General features: G+C 46.3%; 12 protein-coding genes. 6 read left to right on the top strand and 6 right to left on the bottom strand.

Going from position 1 to position 19824, the window contains the following annotated elements:
* The 6 genes from BUQ78_RS06510 to BUQ78_RS06485 form a co-directional block, all read right to left on the bottom strand.
* On the bottom strand, positions 1–3120 hold the full coding sequence (locus BUQ78_RS06510) for a DNA methyltransferase (RefSeq protein ID WP_084532269.1): 3120 nt from the start codon (positions 3118–3120) through the stop codon (positions 1–3).
* Between the two features lie 45 nt (positions 3121–3165).
* Complete coding sequence (locus tag BUQ78_RS06505) at positions 3166–6963, bottom strand: DUF6079 family protein (RefSeq protein ID WP_074199669.1); 3798 nt, start codon at positions 6961–6963, stop codon at positions 3166–3168.
* A 46-nt stretch (positions 6964–7009) separates the two neighbouring features.
* Positions 7010–7453, bottom strand: coding sequence for a BREX-3 system P-loop-containing protein BrxF (gene brxF, locus BUQ78_RS06500; protein ID WP_318259648.1), 444 nt, complete (start codon positions 7451–7453; stop codon positions 7010–7012).
* Positions 7454–7917: 464 nt separating this feature from the next.
* The gene (locus BUQ78_RS06495) at positions 7918–9897 is read right to left on the bottom strand and encodes a trypsin-like peptidase domain-containing protein (protein ID WP_074199667.1); all 1980 of its coding nucleotides are present in this window, start codon (positions 9895–9897) and stop codon (positions 7918–7920) included.
* A gap of 113 nt (positions 9898–10010) precedes the next feature.
* Positions 10011–11381, bottom strand: a complete 1371-nt coding sequence (locus BUQ78_RS06490; RefSeq protein ID WP_074199666.1) for a sensor histidine kinase — start codon at positions 11379–11381, stop codon at positions 10011–10013.
* Complete coding sequence (locus tag BUQ78_RS06485; RefSeq protein ID WP_245529552.1) at positions 11378–12061, bottom strand: response regulator transcription factor; 684 nt, start codon at positions 12059–12061, stop codon at positions 11378–11380. Before BUQ78_RS06485 ends, BUQ78_RS06490 begins: the two co-directional genes overlap by 4 nt.
* A gap of 370 nt (positions 12062–12431) precedes the next feature.
* On the opposite strand from BUQ78_RS06485, the gene BUQ78_RS06480 reads away from it, so the two are divergent.
* From BUQ78_RS06480 to BUQ78_RS06455, 6 genes are all read left to right on the top strand, one after another.
* Positions 12432–15032 (top strand): glycosyltransferase family 39 protein, encoded by a 2601-nt coding sequence (locus tag BUQ78_RS06480; RefSeq protein WP_074199665.1) that lies wholly within the window; start codon positions 12432–12434, stop codon positions 15030–15032.
* 11 nt (positions 15033–15043) lie between these two features.
* Positions 15044–16063, top strand: coding sequence for a GHMP family kinase ATP-binding protein (locus BUQ78_RS06475; RefSeq protein WP_074200191.1), 1020 nt, complete (start codon positions 15044–15046; stop codon positions 16061–16063).
* A gap of 2 nt (positions 16064–16065) precedes the next feature.
* Positions 16066–17067: a GDP-mannose 4,6-dehydratase gene (locus BUQ78_RS06470; protein ID WP_074200190.1), complete on the top strand. Its 1002-nt coding sequence runs from the start codon at positions 16066–16068 to the stop codon at positions 17065–17067.
* Between the two features lie 114 nt (positions 17068–17181).
* Positions 17182–17922 carry a glycosyltransferase family 2 protein gene (locus BUQ78_RS06465; RefSeq protein WP_084532265.1) on the top strand — a complete coding sequence of 247 codons (741 nt, stop codon included), beginning with the start codon at positions 17182–17184 and terminating at the stop codon, positions 17920–17922.
* Between the two features lie 17 nt (positions 17923–17939).
* Positions 17940–18212 (top strand): lipid-A-disaccharide synthase N-terminal domain-containing protein, encoded by a 273-nt coding sequence (locus BUQ78_RS06460; RefSeq protein WP_245529553.1) that lies wholly within the window; start codon positions 17940–17942, stop codon positions 18210–18212.
* Positions 18196–19683, top strand: a complete 1488-nt coding sequence (locus BUQ78_RS06455; protein WP_074199664.1) for a glycosyltransferase family 39 protein — start codon at positions 18196–18198, stop codon at positions 19681–19683. The genes BUQ78_RS06460 and BUQ78_RS06455 overlap by 17 nt, the downstream gene beginning before the upstream one ends.
* Positions 19684–19824: the final 141 nt, after the last annotated feature.

Here is a 19824-nt window from a genome sequence, read left to right as displayed (position 1 = left end):
TCATTCAACTCCAAAGCGCATGCGCGCTTGATCGTACCACATCAACAATTTTGGGTCTTCTTGAAGTGCACTTTCTGGGATTTTGCGCGCTATGGCGATGATGGTTGCGTAATCGCGTTCTTGCCAAGCCTTCTTGAAGCCGGCACGAACAGCTTCGAGTCTAAATACCCTAAGTCGTTTCTGTTTGGAATCTCTGTATTCCTCAAATTCGCGCAATAAGGCACGCTCACGAAGCCTCTCTAAATCGCTCGCTTTATTTGGATCGGGGACATACCAACGATCCTTTGCACGTTTTATAAGCTCTTGGTTTTCAGTGTATAATTGGCCATTTTCTTCCCTCGAACTACCTCTTGCTAGCTCTTCTTGTATGATTTTGCGCAAATCAGCGCTTTGTTTCATCCAAGAAACTATTTGCGCAGGAATTGGCCCTTTCCCGTCATAGCGAAGAAAGTTCTGTTCCAAAATTTCCAAAAGTTCAAGCGGTTTTTCGTGTTTTTGCCAGCCGCCAATCTCCTTTATGAACTGCGGATGTAGTTCCTGGAAACTTTGCGGCTTTCTGTTGAGATTTATCTTAAGCCATTGAATTGCAGAGGATTCATCGGTAACGGCAAGCTCAAGCTGCATAACCTCTTTGATTTTCATGCGTTTTTTGTCATATTCCACTACCTGGTCAGGCAAGAAATACATGCCATCACGTTCCGGAAATCGTTGGGCAAGGCCTTCGTAAAACTCGGCTGCAGAAAGTGGTACAGTAACTCCACGCTGGACATGAAAAGCCACCATTCTGTCGAAGAGTAAATAGTTTTGACGCTCGGCAATGACCTCTGCCTTGCCGTCCTTGGAGATGAATACCGGAAGCTTTTTTAAATGCATGCGGACGAAGTCCCAGACACCTTCTTCGCTGCCAGCCTCAATTTTGAAACGTTCTTCCAAACCTTCGTTAGGTTTATAACATGAAATTATGATATCTTGCTTCACTGAACCTGTTTGCGTTACCTGATTAAAAGAGCCTTGTTTTTTGTCAAGTGTGCGAACATCTGCAACCACAAACCCAGCCACTTGTAAGGCTTCTTGAATGGCGTTCCATACGCTGTTTTTAGAGTTATGAAATTCCACCGTCATCCAACGACCAGGCTTAAGCACCCGATAATATTCTTTGAAGCACTCCGTCATAAGTCGTTGGTATTCCGGTAGTCCCTTTCCTTGAACCTTATTTTCGATGGCCTCTGGTTTGTTGTTGGTGAAAACTCTGAGCCATGCTTCCCACAAGAAATTAAGCTCTGAATACATCAAATTTCCACCAAAAGGAGGGTCAGTGAAAATATAATCTATATATTGATCTTTTATTATCAAAGTTGAAGATGAATGAGTTGCCAAAATATTAATATGTGCTTTTGTTTCAGATAGGGCACATGCTTGCTTCCTTCTTTTTGCTTCAAAAAAATAAAGAGGGTTATTTTCTCTAGATAGTGCAGGAATATATAAAGTGCCTGACAATACGCTCATTGGAAAAGACCAATTACCATGTTTCACACGTTTACCTAACCCATGATCAAGAGAATTAAGCCAATAATGTAAAGATAAGGTACTAATCATATTAACTCGATGCCGTAAGGCCCCCAGCACCCACAAATTTCGCTTCGTATAGAAATGATGCACGTGGGTAATACCAATACGAAGTGGCTCGCCAGTTTTGTCGCCTTTAGGGATTGGGTCTGTAGGGAACCAATAGGGAATATCGAGCTGTTCGATCTTGTCAATAAGCGCTATATCAAAGTCATCGGGCGCTTTCTCGTAGCGCTTTTTGCCCACCCTATAATTTATGAGCACCGGAACTTGCTTTGCCTGGCGGATGGTCTTGCCAATGGCGCTATCATATTTGGTCACCCAGGCACGATCCATGTTGCGCTTGGTGAGCAAAGCACCGCAATGTGGACAAGGAAACTCATTGTAGACTTTGCCGGCATTTTTGTCCACGGCAGATTCCCAGAAAACGACTTCCTTTGTACATTCTGGACATATAAACACGTCAGACCAAACCGTATAGTTGATCTGTCCCAGGTTTGGGATTGCACGAATTAGTTTTCTGGCTTCATCGGCGGTTTTACACATTTTAAGCTCATCAGCCCAAATTTCTGCTTTGTCAGTCTCCCCCTGAGGCAATGTAGCGTACATCCAGCCGCATTCTTCTTCAACTTCACGTAGAATACGTTTAGCTTCACGCTCAAAGGCTTTGACGTCTACCGGAGTGTTATAGTTATAAGCTATGAATGTAGCAGCTGGCGACAGATCATTTAACACTGCGTATCTAGCGCCAAGTTTAGAAAAAGGTTTCCACGCGCTTTTTCCGTTATCCTCTGTTTCCTGTTGGTACACTATCCCCTGATCGTCCACCATATAACCAAGAGATTCCACTGTGTTGCGGTCACCGCAAAGTTGAGCCGCCACGCCGGTCATTCCCGTGCCGCAAAAACCATCAAAGACAATATCGCCCGGTTCAGTGTAGTGCAGTATATATCGCATGATTGCTTTATGTGGCACCTTTGTGTGATAGGAGTGAGCGTTATAGATCGGGTCATTTTTGCCCTCGCTTACATCGGCTGCGAAGGGCTCGCGATGGTAATTACTGCTTTGCGGATCATATGATTTGCCATGACATCTGATGAAATCCTCGATGAATGGATTAGGGCAGGCCGTATAATAAGGCGGGTCGGAAAGGCGCAAGATATCCTCGATCTTGCCGCGAGGGAAGCCAACCTCGTCTTTATAAAGCGTTAAAAGATCCACATCCCGGCTTCCGCGGCGGGAAATTCGTGCCGCTTCGGCCATGCAAAGGGCAAGTTTATTTATGCAATCATCGTCGCCAACGGACCAATGTTCGAGCGACTTCAAACGAGATATGGTGTCATCTAACGTAGTAAAAGGAACGCCTTTAAGCTTGGCATTTAATTCTTCCAGTCCTTTGTGAAGCAGATCAAGGAAGTATTCCCGCCGCTTTTCGTCATTTTCAAATGTAATACCCAGGCAACTTATAGAGGCACCTAAGTCCACCTTGCCAGAGGGCATAGATTCTAAATCAAACAAGATCTGTTGACGATGTTGTCTTGTTTTTTCGCTCACTTAAATCATGCCACCTTCCATGAAAAGTCATATAACTTATAGACTTTACTCTAATACTATCCTAACCTTGTTGGGCTCTTTACCCCTGGCGAGCTCTGTCAAATAGGCTTCAAAACGTTTCTTCATTTCATCCAACGTCACCGGCGAACCGCCTGCAAGGAGGGCTTGGTGCAAATCTTCTATCTTGACTTCGATTTTCACAAGACCTGACAAAACTTCCTGTATGGCGCGAATAAAATCCTTGCCCAGCACGTCGGGCAATCGTCTTTCTTCCATAAATTTCTCAATTTGTTTTCGATCCTCCGGTTTCAGCAAATCGAGGTTATTCTGAACTGTTGGGTCTTCTAGGTTGGTTAGCAACGTAACAGTCCATTCGTTAAACAAATTATCTAGTCTCTCATCTAGGGATTCAAGCTCAATAGCTGCAGATCTGAGGGGCGTCTCTACCGCCGGCCGGAAGGAACAATATGGACATTCCGGCTTTACGACAAGATCATGTTCGGTAAGCTTAAAGCAGCTTTTTAAGCTGATCAAACGTCCTTCAAGCTCTATCAGTTGAGATTGTGGCATGAGATCTATGCTGGCTAAGTCACGTAGTGCTTTTAACCGCTCGTCATTATTCATCAGCTCTTTTTTTCTTCTGTCCTCGTTCACGCCCAATCTAGCCTTGGTGTGCATATCTAGATAAGCATTGATGTAGGATTCTTTAAGGTTGGTCAAATCTCGCCATAGCTTTGGCAATAAATCACCACTCCCACAATTCAGCCTATCGCCTACTGCATCCATCCATTTACTCTTAATCGAAGTTATTGTTTGGGCTCGAATTTCTCTTGCCTTCTTGTTCCATTCGTGGTCCTTTGGCATAAGCTTTTCGGCATTAGATAGATATGAAACTATATCTTTCAGATCGTTTAGTAAATCCCGCAAAAATTCGACCTGCAAAAGAGATTTTAAATTATCCTCGTAACGTTTAATTTCTTGCACTTCGTCGTAATGAAAGTTTTTGAGCTTGCCAGACGTATTAAAAGCTCGTAAGCTTTCCAAAAAACTTTTCATTTGTTCAAGTGCCGAGGAGTATTCCCGTTGTGCCGATTCGTCTAAAATATATTCACCCCAAAAGGTAATGCCTTGACGTAATGTTTGTTGGGCTAAAACAATCCGCTCCAAATACTCGTTTACCTTTTTTTGCATTTCGACAACCGGATCATCTTTGCCCAGAGCGATGAGTCGAACCATGCCCGGCGTCAGATCTAGCAATTCAAATAAGGCTCCAAGGGCCGGCAAGTTCCACTCCTTTGGTCTTTCTATGTGTTTAAAATTGACCAGTTCGCTTATTGGTTCAGCGGCCAATTCGGACAAAGCTGTCGCATCAAATTTCCTGCCGGGGATCGAAAGGACAATATCTCCGGAGTAAACCAAAGCGGCCAAAAGCACTACGACCCATTCGGGTTCTAAGCGATAACCTTTATCCAGGGCAAAATACTCCACATCGTTAAAACTCTGGATAAGCTCTGAACGGTTTACCACCTGGCCATGGCCTTTTTTACCAAGGATATCCAAGATGTGCTTTGCATATCTGGATTTGGCCGGATCAAGCCTTTCGCCATCTAACAACTCTAGGGCATCTAGCACCGCAGTTGCTTGCTTGGTGCGTTGCCCAGCTATCGCGCGCAGAGCGTCTTGTACCGCCCGTTCTCGGTTTTGACTTGTGATCGGTACGCTAAATCTTGGATACTCTGGGGCTTGATCTAGAAAATGCGCAGATAACATAGTGCCAGCAACGACATTAACCAAGTCGCGAAAGCCAAAACTGGAGGTATCAGGCGTTTGCAAATAATGTGCAACCTGGTGAGCTCTCGCCCCTAATTCGCTTGAGGCATTGGAGACATAGCGTAATGCCTCATCAAAGCTTTTGGTACTACCGCGGTAAACTACGCTGAAGACATTGATGGCATTTTTTTGTAGCCACATGACAATCTCTTTCCAAAATCCTAAGGCCTTGGATTTATAGATATTTACGGCATTGCCGCTGGATATGGAGGCCAGATCCAAAGCTGCAGCATATCTAGCTAACATTACCTTAAAGTTTTCATCCACGTTAGTCAAACGGAAAAATATTTCGTCTGCCTTCTTTTCGTCTTTAAAGTATGGCGGATCAAATGGTTGAATGAAGTAAATGTAAAAATCACGCGGCGGCACAGCAGTCGAGCGTTCATTGGGAGCTCCAAAGAAAAGATAACCCTTCCTCGCGACATTTCGCTCGGGCCACAACAGCTCATGTTCCCATATTTTATACCCAGTCACGTAGGTAGGATTGTCTGTCTTCTCCATCAAGTTCTTAAGGGCATCGTAGTAGCCCCGATCCAAAGCATTATCATCTATGCTCTCAGATCTCCTTTCAATGATCGCATCGTAGTCCTCTGATTTCTTAAGGTCGAGATACCATTGATTGTTATCTTTGTTAAATGAGATGAACTGACCGCTGACAGTCTTTTTAATTTCGTTAAGTATCATTTTAATGTGAGTTAATAAGTCGTCCGCTGGCTCTCCTCCTAGTTCTTCTATACCTGGCTGATAGAGGCAAAGCGTATCGCGCAGTTCCTCGGCGGTGGCACCCAAAGGTGCGTAAATGTCGCCAGTCGTTAGTCGATGAACGGAAAGAGCGTGGATTATCTTAATGGCCAATGGTCTATATTGTGGGCGCGTGAAGGCCTGTTCTACCCTGGACTCCAAAGTTTGACTAACATCGATAACTTCCCTAACATCTGGTATAGCACGAAAGGACGGATCGCTTTTAATGGTAGCCCAATAGCTGTCGTACGCTATAATTCCCGGTCGGTCCGTAGGTACTTCTTCTGCAATAAGATTCTTTATGGTATAAGACAAAGTCTTAAGGATTTGCCGCTTCTCTATTATCCTAATTTGTTCAAATACATCTATATAATCCGGATGAATAGGGAAAAGGCGCACGAATTCATCCATCCGCTCGTTCATGCGGCCATAAAATTTTGCGAAAGGTGTAAGATAACTGCGTATCCGTACCTGCTGTTCTGCCGTTTTTTTAAGTAATCGTTCAGCCACGACAAACTTAATATCCTTTCGAAATATGACTATTTGTTCAAAACGACTCTTTACCCAACTAAGTTGTTCAGCCACATTAGCGAAACGAGGGTTATCAAAAATTGCTTCCTGCACGCCAGCTATAAAACGAAAACGCAAATATTTGCATACCTCGCCAATTTCGCGTAAAAAGCTCAGATCTGAAATCAATTCTTGGTCCCTTCTGGTACGTAAATAATCTAAAAGCTCATCTACAACTAAAAGAAGGCCATGGTCCGGAAACACCGTTTGGAACGAAGCCATCATTTCCTCGAAAGCTTGTTTGTTGGTTGGTATTTGGCTAGCATCTGGGAATGTATATGTAATGCCCATATCCTTTAGAGCGTCCTCTAAATAGAATGTGACAATATCTCGCAAAGACATCTTGGTCGATCCTATCTCTCTGCGAACCACTTTGAATTTACCGGCTATGGTTTGCGCCGATGTCGCAACTTTTTCGTTGTTTAAAGCAGAAAGAAGGGTTTCATGCTCGGCAATACTGGATATTACTGACATCAAATGAGATTTGCCAGTACCGTAATTGCCTACAATCAACAAAGCTTTGTTATCCGAAGGGCTATCGAATTGTAGTTGGGGAAACACAATGTTCGTAAGCTTTTCTGCCATCTCATCTGATATGACGTACGTACTGACTAATTGCCGGGCCTTCGTAAATTCGTTGGCATCACGCAACTGAATCACAGTTTCGATGGGCTCAAATTGAATTAGGTCTCTATATTTCATTTCCAATTGCCCCCTAAAACTCGTTTTTATTTTTAATTACATCATGTTATCTCATATTGACTACTAGAAAGCTTTCAATAGGATAACGATGATATTCCGGATGGCCAGGGCTAGCATAAATCAGATGACCACTTGTAATCGATCCATTCCATGTGGACACAACAGTGACATTTCGAGATATCCCTTGAAGTAAACGTAGAGGGTCATGCTTCAAGTGAACATCAAAGAGAAGCTCTATATTATCAAGCAAAACTAAATCTCCGTTAGTTAGATCTATTATTTCACTAATAAAATCCGGTAATTTGAGGATACGCTTTCGTTCGGAGAGATCAAGTAACCGGCGAGATAGGCTAAAGTTTACATTTATAAGCGGGGAGGATTTATTTATAGAAATTTGTTTCATAATATTTGTCTTGCCACTACCTGCGGGACCTACTAATAGGATTAAGCGATAATAGAGCTGATGAACTTCGTCAATCTTTGATAGGATTTGACTCGTTATTGATTCTATCGCCCTTCACTCCTTTATAGCATACGTTATTACATATTGTTGTAGGCGCCTATAGTTAGCGAGCTAAGTTCACAATATCCAGAAACTGCATAATTTCCCTGAATGCAAACAAATCTTCCTTCAATAATTCCTTGCACTGCTATACACACTTGATTGTAATTTACAATCACCTACATCCAATGTCAAGATGATAGAAAAAAGCAATAACTGAACATTAGAATTGAATTTTATCTTGTGCGTGCAGTGGGATCTGTTCCTGCCAAATATTTTTATGGCTTTTCGGTCCACCTCGCATAATGACTGATGGTGTATCTATGTAATCAAATAACCACCCGACTTTATCAGTCAACCCCAAAATTTTCTCATCGCTACGGAATTGTTAAATCCATAACGTGCGAAGTTGTTCTTGTCCCTTCGGTGATGGCAGCCTGATTAGGCGCAATTTATTGTTGTTTCTGCGCTTTTATGACATTTATTATCCCTGCCAAGGCATCGAGGCGAGCCAGAGGGTCTTGTATCGTTTGAGCGACCTTTAGGCTCGCGTCAAACTGTCCTGCCCGGGCCATAGTCATTGCTACCTCGGATAACGTATTTGACCTAACGCTGGCGTCTGCAATCCTTTGAGCTGCTTGCAGCGCCTGATCGTACTGCCCGGCCGATGCCATCGCTTCTGCAAGGAGGAAAAACACATAATTCCCGGATTGTTCGCTTTTGTTTTCGTTAACGATACCTTCTGCTATTTGTAAGGCCTTGTCGAACTGTTTGGCCTGTGCAAAGGCCTGAGCAGCAATGGAAAACGAAAAATTGCGTTCATATCCGGCTTTTATGCCCTGTGCCGTTTGCAAGGCCAGGGTATATATTTGTTCTGCAGGTTCCCGCTGTCCGGCCATTGCCATGGCTGCCGCAACGCACGAAAGCCCTTGGCAACGTTTGTACGGGTCTTTGATTTCCTGGGAAACCTTTATGGCTTGGTCGAATTGCCCTGCTTTCGCCATCTCCTTGATAATGTTCAAAAGCGCTGATTCACGCCAACGCACGTCCTTGGTCCCCTTGGCAGTTTGCAGAGCTCTGTCGAACTGTCCGTCCTTTGCCATTTCCTCGGCAATCCAGGCAAGGTACTTGTTATCACCGCCTTTGGCTACTTGCAATGCCTTATCAAAATCGCCTGATTTTGCCATGACTCTGGCAACTTCGCCGATCCACCCCGAACGTTCATCTTTATCTTTTAGGCTTTTGGCCACCTGCAGGGCTTGATCTGCAATATGCTTGGCGCGCTCCCTTTGTCCGGCTTCAACCATGACTCCAGCGATGCCCACAAGGCCATAACAGCGATAGAGTAAGTCGCTGACCTCCTGGACAACCTGTAACCCTTGGTCAAGCTGCCCAGCTTTAGCCATCGATATGCCAATTTCAGCCATTGCATAGGAACGACGATCAACATGAGGTGAGATCGAAATTCCTTTGGCAACCTGCAAGGCCTTGTCGAACTGCCCTGCCCTCGCTAAGCTTTTGGCAATCTCCATTACCGCCCATGACTGGGATTCCTTGTCGCCAATTTTTTGAGAAAAATCCATAGCTTTGCTGAAAGTTCCGAGGGCACTATCGGTCTGTCCCGCCCTTGCCATCGCCTCAGCAATCCTCAAAAGTGCTATCACTAGATTGTCTTCACCAGGTTGAGGCGTTTGGATGGCCTCTTTGTAAGTCTTATACAGCTCGGTCTGGGCGGTGGCAAGCGCAAAGGGCGCAAAGGAATCCCCTGACAAGGGTTGCACCTCTGCCTTGGCTCCTTTTAAAAGCTCCTTTGCGACGTTAGAAGGAATGGCTATGCTTACGACCTGCCCTCCCTCTAGGGGGCAAAAGGAGGCGATACCTATGATCTCTGCCTTCTTGTTAAAGACCGGTGCACCGATGCTTTCTTTGGTAACGGGTGTGGTGATTTGTAACGTTTTAAGTCCGCTCTTTAACTCTCGAAAGGCACTTACGACTCCGGTGCTTATCTGGCCTGCCGCAGACGGCATTGAAGAGATGACACAAATTGCCTCTCCCAACTTGACCTTATCGGAATCGCCAAGGGATATAAAGGGCAAATTGTTCCCCTCTGCCTGAAGTATTATCAAACCCTTGTCGGCATCGGCTGCAATAAAGCCTTTAACGGTCAAAAAGGACCCGTCGCTGCGTCGTACCAACAGATTCCTTTTGCCGGCGATAGCATTAAAGCTGGTCACTACCTTGCCGTCTCCGCTTATGATGAAACCTGAGCTTAGAGGCGTGTTTTCTGCCCCCTCTTCGCCGGCGGACATGACAGTTACGATTGCAGGCAACGCCTTATCCGTAAGCTCTGACCAATCCGTTATCTCCTGTGCCGCTGACATGCCGGTAAAGATTGCAACAATTAAAATCCCCAAGGCCATCAACCGTTTCATAGAAACGCCTCCTCGATCCTATTTAAGGTCTAAATTCTTTCCATTGAAAAACTCGAACCTTGGTCTTTATCTTCGCGCCTTGACATCACATCAAGCAAAGCAATCAGTAACCATTATCTCGCATTATATCCGGGCAGTCGAACAATAACGCGCGTCCTTACACCTGGTTTGCTTTCAATATCGACCTTTCCCCTATGAAGCTCAACGATCCTTTTTACAATGGGCAATCCCAAACCAGATCCTCCATAATCTAAGGATCTCGATTTCTCGACCCTGTAAAACTGATCAAACACCTTGGGCAGATCTTCTTCCGGCACTCCCGGCCCGGTATTTTCAATAATTACTACCGTCTCTGCGACCTCCCGTTCAGCCCTTATCGCTATCTGTCCGCCATCCTCGTTATATTTAATTGCGTTGTCTAAAAGATTTGAGAAGGCACGACGTAATTTTTCCTCGTCGCCTTTGACCCACAGATTTTCCGGGAGATTGACCTCCATCGTGATGCTGCGTGCGTCAGATAAAAGTTGGTAATCCTCTATTAAAGCCGAAAGCAATTCGGTTAAATGTACCGGCTTTAGATCGAGGCCGGAAAGGGTTTCCAGTGATGACATGTCAAGAAGATCCTTGACTAACCGCTCCATTCGCAACACTTGATGGTTCAATCTGAGAAGGTTATCCCTTATCGAAGGAGAAAGGCTGTCAATATCCGAAGAGCAGATTTCGCCGATGGCCAATCTTATGGTAGCAAGCGGGGTTTTAAGCTCATGAGATGTATCGAAAAGAAAGTTTCTCTGTCTCATGAAAGAATACTGCAATCGGTCAAGCATCTGATTTATCGTCAGCGCCAGTTCGTTAAACTCATCCCCTTGCTCATTTACGGGAAGCCGCTGTTCTAGATTCTTCTCGCTTATATCTCGTGCCAAATCTTTCATTTGACCTATGGGTTTTAGTATTTTGCCCGTTACAAAGTGACTGATGAGGATCAAAATTAAAACAGAAAAAATGAGGCCAAGTGGGATACCCCAAACCAGCTCTCTTATCTCTTCCTCAACCTTTCCCAAGGAACGACCGACTTGAACGATGTAATCTTTATCGCCTAAGAAAATCGGAAAGGCCCTAAGCCTGAACGCTTCGACCTTGCTTTTACCGTAGGCATCGTTTACGACTACATCTCTTATGGTGACAGCAGAGTTTGGTTTTACCGAAGGAAGCCTGACGAAGTCTGCCAGGTTTGAGCGAAAGATGACTTTGCTGCTTTGTCGGTCGTAAATCACGATCCAGTACCCGTCATCTATATGCAAATTGGGCTGTCCTTTTTCGTGTTTCAACAACTCTATAACCTTATAAGCTTCCTCCTCAAGCATGGAATCTAAAAGCCTGAACGATTGCTCTACAAGCTCATAAAACACCACGCCGGAGAAGAGAAAGCCTGACACCAAACCTGTTCCGACGATGAGAAGCATAATCCTTCTTCTTACGGTCATTGTTCACCATCTTCGATCATATAACCAACGCTGCGTACGGTCTGAATGATTTTATCGTTCCCGGCATCACCGAGTTTACGGCGCAAATTTTTAATATGAACATCTATGAAATTAGACATGGTAAAGGGATCAAAGGCGTCCCCCCATACATGTTCAGCCAAACTGAAACGTGATACGACCCTATTTTTGTTGTAAAGCAAAAATTCTAAGATTAAAAACTCTTTTTGGGTGAGATCTATCGGCTCTCCATCTTTCGTGACCTTACGGCTTACCGTGTCTAACCTCAGTCCTTTGGCATCCAAAATCGCACTATGCCGGCCTTCGGATCTCCTCAATAAAGCGCGAACGCGCGCAAGCAATTCGTCGATAGAAAAAGGTTTTGCCAGATAGTCATCAGCTCCGAGATTAAGCCCTTTGACCTTGTCCTCCACGTCCCCCTTTGCCGTAAGCATTAACACCGGAATATTGATCCCACCTTTTCGCATTTGCTCAAGCAAACTCAACCCATCTATATGGGGCATCATGACGTCCAGTATCACCAAATCGAAGACGGCATCATAAAGCTTATCCATGGCCTCGATTCCGTTGCTTGCAGTATCTACCGTGTAGCGCTCGCTGGCCAAGATCTCTCGAAGTTGTTCGAGGAGAGAGGTATCGTCGTCTGCTATCAAAACCCTCATCATGTCACTCTCCTGGAGTAATGTTAACGTTAATTATATACCAACGACTTGCCAGGTAATTTTGCCCAATTCGCAACCGCAACTTCATAAAATTCGATCTTATCGGTCGGCCTTTTAGCATCCGCATCGTTATGAGGGTTACCGAAAAAATGACAAGGGGAGCCATCCTTCCATATTTATATCAACGGCAACCCGATTGAACGAAGCGCGCAATGCAACGAAAGCACCCTGACACAGGAATTTTCATGGGCTCAAGGCGTCAAGATAACCGTTTTGCGATCCCTCAAAGGCAATCTTCACGAAAACTTCATCATCGGGCAGTTAAAATCAGCTTCGTATTTTTTGGAATAAATATTTGGAGGGATTGAATTTGTCTAAGGTATCGGTCATCGTTCCCACCATAAATGAGGTCGGAAATATCGATGATCTCCTTTGCCGCATTTTCGCGCTTAAGGATAAGATTTCATACGACCTTGAAATATTGGTAGTAGACGACGGTTCTACCGACGGCACGCGCGAACACGTCCTGAAATGGCAAGAACATCGCCCCGTACGCCTCATTGCCCGCGACGACGACAAAGGCGTGGCCAAATCGGTAATAGCGGGAGCCCGTGCAGCCACCGGTGATATCCTGGTGGTCATGGACGCCGACTTGAGCCATCCGCCAGAGGCCATACCCGACCTGGTCAAGCCCTTATTGGAAGGCACATGCGATATGACCATAGCAAGCCGTTACATAAAGGGAGGATCCACGCCCGGATGGCCCTTCTGCAGGAGGCTGGCGTCCTTTATCGCCACTGCCATAGCAAGGATCTTCGTCGACGTATGTGACCCCATGTCCGGCTTTTTTGCCGTACGTCCCCAACTGCTTCGCTCGCTCGATCCTGAGAAAGCTTGCTTTAAGGTGTGCATGGAGGCGCTCATAGCAGGAGGTCCATCCTTAAGGGTAATTGAGGTTCCCATAACTTTCAAGGACAGGGCAAGCGGATATTCAAAGATCAATCTCATAAAGATGGGATGGTCTTATCTGTGTCGGCTGACTGCCTTAGCCGGAGGCAACATGTCGGCAAAAAGCGGCATTCGCTTTGGGATTGTAGGCCTTCTTGCCATGGTCCTCGATCTTTTTGTATTTTCTGTTCTTATCGCCTTAAAATTTCCCATTGGACAATCTCACGTGATTAGCTTTTTTGCCTCGACTGTATTTAACTTCACGTGCAACGCCAGATGGTCCTTTGCGCAAGACAATACACAAAGGCTTTCTTTCGCCGGCTTCGGACGTTTCCTGCTTTTGGCCTTGGCGTCTCTGTTTTTGCGGGGAGGAGTGCTTGCTACCTTAAATCAATTGTTGGGATGGCCACCCTTATTAGCCGTGATTGGAGGGATCTTTGCTGCCGCCGTCTCAAATTGCGTGGGGAATGCCTTCTTCGTGTTTCCTCTGAAACCTAAACATAAAGGGCTTCGCTGGCGGGCTGTATCTGTCATATTTCTGATTTATGCCATAGTGTTGCGCCTGTTTTATATGGGAGTGATGGAGCTGATTTATGAGGAAGCATACTACTGGAATTACGCTCAGCACCTGGACATAGGCTACCTCGACCACCCTCCCATGGTGGCCTGGATCATAGCCCTTTTTACGTCCGTCTTCGGCAACGCTGAATTTGCCGTAAGGATAGGAGCACTCCTTTCCTGGGCAGTCATGGGGACGTTCGTCTTTGCCCTCACGCGAAAACTCTACGGTAGGGGAATTGCCTTCGTCTCTCTCTTCTTAGTGGCAGGACTCCCCTTTTTCTTTGGGATAGGCATGCTTATGACGCCTGACGCTCCCCTTGCTGCCTGCTGGGCGGGGACGCTTTACTTCTTGGCCAAGGCATTTTTTGACAAACGACGTTCATCCTGGTGGGGCGTCGGCATTTGTGGCGGGCTGGGACTGCTTTCCAAATACACCATCGTCCTTCTGGCACCGGCAAGTTTGTTGTTCATGGCCATAGACCCGATGTCTCGCCAATGGTTAAAGAAAAAGGAGCCGTATTTAGCTGCCATCCTTGCTCTTTTGATCTTTTCGCCTGTCATCGTCTGGAACGCCAAACATGGATGGGCATCTTTCGTCTATCAGGGATCTGGCAGGTTTAACGGTTCCTTTAGGTTCTGTCTGCTCCAATTTCTGGGTTACGTAGCCGCGCTCCTTACGCCTGTCGGTTTGGTCGCTGTTTCTGGCACCTTTTTGGGCAAAAAGGGCGACCGAAGATCTCGGTTTTGCATGATAATGGCGCTCTTTCCTTCATGTTTCTTTTTGACCTTCAGTTTGTTTCGAGAAGTCAGGCTGAACTGGACGGGACCTGCCTGGATTTGCCTAATTCCTTTAATGGCATACCAGATTATGGAAAGTGATACTCCATCTCGAATTATTAATTTTCTAAGAAAGGCCTGGATCCCTACCATCGTAGTTGTCTACCTTATCTTTGGAGCAGCTTTGCACTACTTCGTTTTAGGTCTACCCTTTGCTGCTTACCCCCGTGATCTGCCCTTACTTGGATGGAGCGATCTGGCCAGGCAGGTTGAGGCCATAGAAGACGAGCTTGAGCTGTCTACGGGACACGAGCCCCTGGTGTTGGGCATGGACAAGCACAAGATTGCAAGCGAACTTTCCTTTTACAGGACGAAGTTGGCAGGCAAAAGCCGTGACCGCGGTGAGGGCGTAAGATACACGGCCGGTCCCAACTTCTTCGGGCACGAAAGCCTGATGTTCAAATACTGGTTTCCCAAAGACAAAGGTTTACGTGCTTATAGTGACGTGATTGTGCTGGTCGGTCCGGATCCCAAGAGTCTATGTTTGGATGAATTGGTCGAAGATGGCTGGAACGTAGGAAGCGTAAAAGAGCTGATCGTACGAAAAAACGGCATTCCTGCTGGATGGTACTACTATGCCATAGCACGATCGACGAGCGCTAATTTTATAGGTGCTTTAAAGTGAGGCTGGAAGACATGTTGATAAGATCAAGGGTTCCTTTGAGGATAAGCTTTGGCGGCGGAGGGACTGACGTCTCCCCGTACTGCGAGAGACGCGGAGGCGTTGTCATGAATGCCACTATCGATCGATACGCTACCGTGAGCCTGTCTCCGCTCGTCGATAAGACCATAGAGATAGAAAGCATAGATTACGATGCGGCCCTGAAATACGACGTGGATCAATTTTTGGCTTACGACGGACATCTCGACTTGATAAAGGGCGTAGTTAACTTCATGAGAAAAGCTTACAACGTCAGCCATGGTTTTAGGTTAAGGATACATAACGATGCTCCTCCCGGTTCAGGTTTGGGATCATCTTCTGCTGTTTGCGTCGCAGTCGTCGGGGCATTTAGACATTGGCTCAACCTTCCCATGACGCCCTACGAGGTAGCTGAGATGGCTTACCAAATCGAAAGACATGAACTGGGCATTAAAGGCGGCAGGCAGGACCAATACGCTGCTGCCTTCGGCGGCTTTAACTTCATAGAGTTCAACGGCACGAAGACGATAGTCAACCCCTTGAGGCTGCGAAATGACGTGGTCTGCGAGCTCAATCATAGGCTGATCCTGGCCTACGTGGGAGGCTCTCACGATTCGTCGAAGATCCTGAGTTCTCAGATAAAGGATATGGCCTCGGGCAACGAGGAGACATTAAAATCACTTGACAGAGCCAAAGAGCTTGCCATAGCCATGAAGGCTGCGCTGCTCACTGATAATCTCGACGATTTCGGCCTTCTCTTAGATGAGGCATGGGAATCAAAGAAACGTTTTACCGCAGGCATAACGACCCCGAAGATCGACGCCATCTACGAAAAGGCCAAATCGGCCGGTGCTTTGGGAGGAAAAGTCTCGGGAGCTGGTGGCGGCGGGTTCATGTTCTTTTTCGCCAAACCGGACAAGAGATATGCAATAACTAAAGCGCTTCAGGATGAAGGGGTAAAAACAGTCAATTATTCCTTCACTGATATGGGATTATACAGCTGGGAGGTGCGATGATCTTGATCTTAATAACAGGAGCCGGCGGAATGATAGGAAGTCATCTCATAGACAGGCTCTCTTGCCTTGTGGGAAAAGACAATATCATAGCTTCTTATTACAAACCTACGATTGATATGAAAGAAATCGAGGGTAAGGCCATATTTGTGGAGACGGACGTACGCTACTTCGAGGATCTCTACAGAATTGTCGAACGATATAGGCCAAATTTCATATATCATCTGGCAGCCCAAAGCTTCCCTGCCCTCTCGTGGGACAGGCCGCAAGAGACCTTGGAGACAAACGTCATAGGCACTGCAAATTTATTCGAGGCGATAAAGCTCATACGAGCCAAAGATTTCTACGACCCTACTGTGGTCGTGGCATGCTCCAGCGCCGCTTACGGCTACGTAAGCGAGCAAGAAGTCCCAATAAAGGAAGATCACGCCTTACTTCCCCTGCATCCGTACGGAGTAAGCAAGGCCGCCCAAGATCTCCTTACATATCAATATTGGGCCACATATGGCATCAAAGGCATAAGGGCCAGGATATTTAACACAACGGGTCCGAGAAAGACAGGCGACGTATGTTCAGATCTTACCTTTAGAGCAGTCCAAATAGAAAAGGGCAGCATCCCACCCATGCTTCGGGCAGGAAACACAAAAAGCCGCAGGGCCATACTTGACGTCAGGGACTTGGTTTCCGCCCTTATCCTGCTTGCCCAAAGGGGCATGCCCGGCGAAGCTTACAACATCAGTGCCCAGAAAGCATATGGAGTTGATGAGATTATAGAAATCATTGAGAAAGAGCTGAATGCTTCCTTCGATGTGCAAATAGACTCGACGCTGCTGCGGCCTAAAGACGAACCCATAATACTGGGGGATTCGTCAAAGCTCATATTAGCCACAGGCTGGAGGCCCAAACATGACCTTGCCGCCACTGTAAGGGATATGCTTCAGTATTGGCGCCAAAAGCTACAGGCGGGCCTTGACAGCAACAAATTAAAGCCTGTGCTTGCACATTAAGGGAACCATGGTTAAGCTCTCCTCAAATTTGTTGGTACATTTAGTATATTCGGTATATAATGTTTTTCCTTAAAAGTGCTCCAACTATAATTGGTATCAGGAGATAGATGTGCTGTGACAAACGACAAGAAAGTTTGGGGTAATTTAATATCGATCGTCATCCCCATAAAGGACGAGGAGCCTAACATCCTGCCCCTGGCCGATGAGATCGAAGAGGTGTTTAGCGACGTAAAGTGGAACTGGGAATGCCTGTGGGTAGATGACGGCTCGGTGGATGGAAGTGTTCAAGTCTTAAGAAAATTGTCCAACGACAGGCCGCGCCATCGCGTCATATCCTTCGCAGCAAATGCTGGACAATCTGCTGCCCTTTGGTGCGGATGCCGTGCAGCAAAGGGAGACATAATAGCCACCTTAGACGGCGACGGACAAAACGATCCCCACGACATACCAAAGTTGGTGGCGTTAGTGGCAAGCGGCAAATGCGACATGGCAAACGGCTACAGGCAAAACAGGAAGGACAATTGGGTCAGGCGCATATCGTCCCGCATAGCCAACGGCTTTCGAAATGCAATGACGGGAAAGACCGTAAGAGACGTCGGCTGCTCTACGAGGGCGTTCAGAAAAGAGTGTGTTCCGTATTTCCTCCCCTTCAAGGGGATGCATCGTTTTATACCCACCCTTGCGATGATTTATGGTTTTACTATCGCCGAAGTGCCGGTAAATCATCGCCCCAGGACGAGGGGAAAGACGAAGTACTCCATATGGAACAGGTTATGGGTGGGGATATTCGACACTTTTGGGATTTTGTGGATAAGAAAGCGCGCATTTAGGGTTAAATTACGAGAAGACAAGTAAGGTGATAGTTAATGCACATGAACGGTCTGTTGATCCTGGGCTTCGTCGCCCAGGGGCTTTTCGGGGCAAGGTTTTTCGTGCAGTGGCTTGCAAGCGAGAAGGAAAAACGAAGCGTCGTTCCCTTTTCCTTTTGGATATTGAGCCTCGTAGGGGGGATATTGCTTTTCATATATGCTGCAGCAAGGCATGACCCCGTTTTCATGGTTGGGCAGGCCAGTGGGGTATTCATCTACATACGAAACATATACTTCATCCTAAGAGAACGTAAAGAAATTGTCCACGCAAAGTAAAACTTCCTCACGCAGGCAATTCCTCTTCGTAGTCCTTTTGGCATTGCTTGCCTCCATAGCCTTTCAGGGAAGCAGAGGCTTATACGAGACCACCGAAGGAAGGTACGCTGAAGTGGCCCGCGAGATGTTGCGCAGCGGAAATTACCTTGAGCCGACACTGCTTGGCCTTCCGCACTGGAGTAAGCCTCCGCTGACCTATTGGGCCATAGCTCTCGGGTTGAAGATCTTTGGCGTCAATACCTGGGGCGCGCGCTTTTACCTGGTCATCTCATTCGTATTGACTGTTATATGCGTATGGAAGATAGCGCAAACCTTGTGGGATAAAAAAAGCGCTTACTTGAGCGCACTGGTATATACAAGCAGCTTAATGCCCCTGGTCTCCTCAAACGTCGTCTCTACGGATACGCTGCTTGCCCTGTGGGAAGCTTTAGCGATCTTCGCCTTTTGGAAGGCCGTTAGGACTCAAAGCAAAAGATGGACCGTCCTGGTATGGCTTTTTTTGGGAATGTCCTTTATGACCAAGGGTTATCCGGGACTTCTTCCGCTTTTGGGAATGATTCCTACACAAATTTACCTTAGGAAGACTAGGGGCGCCCAAGTCCCTCGTCTTCTGATCGCAAGTGGAATGCTCACTTTCATAGCGGTTGGGTTAGGATGGTATATCTTTGAAGCCATAAAGCACCCATACCTGGTGCCCTATTGGTTGGGCTACGAAGTGGTCGGTCGTTTTTCCGAAGAAAGTGAATTTCATAATCCTCACTTTTACCAGGCCTTTGAGATATACATTCCCACGTTGATATTCGGCACTTTGCCATGGAGCGCGTTGTTAGCATGTAAATTTAAGGCCACAAAGGACATCGTTAAATCGGCACTGTCGAAAAATGCATTGTTCAAAAATCCTCAAAACCTGTTTCTTTTTTCTTACCCGCTGCTGTCGCTGGTCCTGTTTTTCATGGCTAAGTCCAAGCTTCAGCTTTACATATTGCCGCTTTTTCTTCCCCTGTCCTTGACCATGGGACGGGCACTGGCGGCTTTTTTAGATCTCAACGTGATAAAAAAAAGAAGCACAATACGAATCCTTGCCATATCCGGTTGCATCTTCATCGTGGCGCTCAAGGCCCTTTCGGGCACTTCCGTCGTCTCCTCACCCCACGACATGAAAAGGCTTAGCGCGTGCATTGATGAAGCCGTCGCCGCCAGGAGTTTTCAGCTTCTTGTAGTCTACGATAAAAAACTGAACGGCCTTGCCTTCTATAGAGATGAGATATTGGATCACATAAACCCCGGCATGTCGGAGCAGCTGTCAGAAAAGGTCATTGCAGCGTTTCGCAATGGCAAAACGCCGGCAGTGTTGCTTCGGGCAGACAATGTAGACTTGGTATCGGATGCATTGAGGCGATCGGGAATACCCGTTACCGTAAAGGACCTGTATGGAGGTTGGATGCTCATCACATGTGAGCAACGATCGTAATCGAGCAATAACGAAACTACCATTAATTAAAACGCTAAAAGCAGGACAGACGATACTTAAGACATCTGTCCTGCTTTTTATTTTTCATCAACTTTCTATAAAAGGGTATTGCCTTTTTGAAAGAGGCGTAATATAATGATC

It is taken from the genome of Acetomicrobium flavidum (assembly GCF_900129645.1).
In the GTDB taxonomy this organism is placed as follows: Bacteria; Synergistota; Synergistia; order Synergistales; family Acetomicrobiaceae; genus Acetomicrobium; species Acetomicrobium flavidum.
Note: the sequence above shows the minus strand (reverse complement) of the source record. Positions and strands in the feature narration are given on the sequence as shown.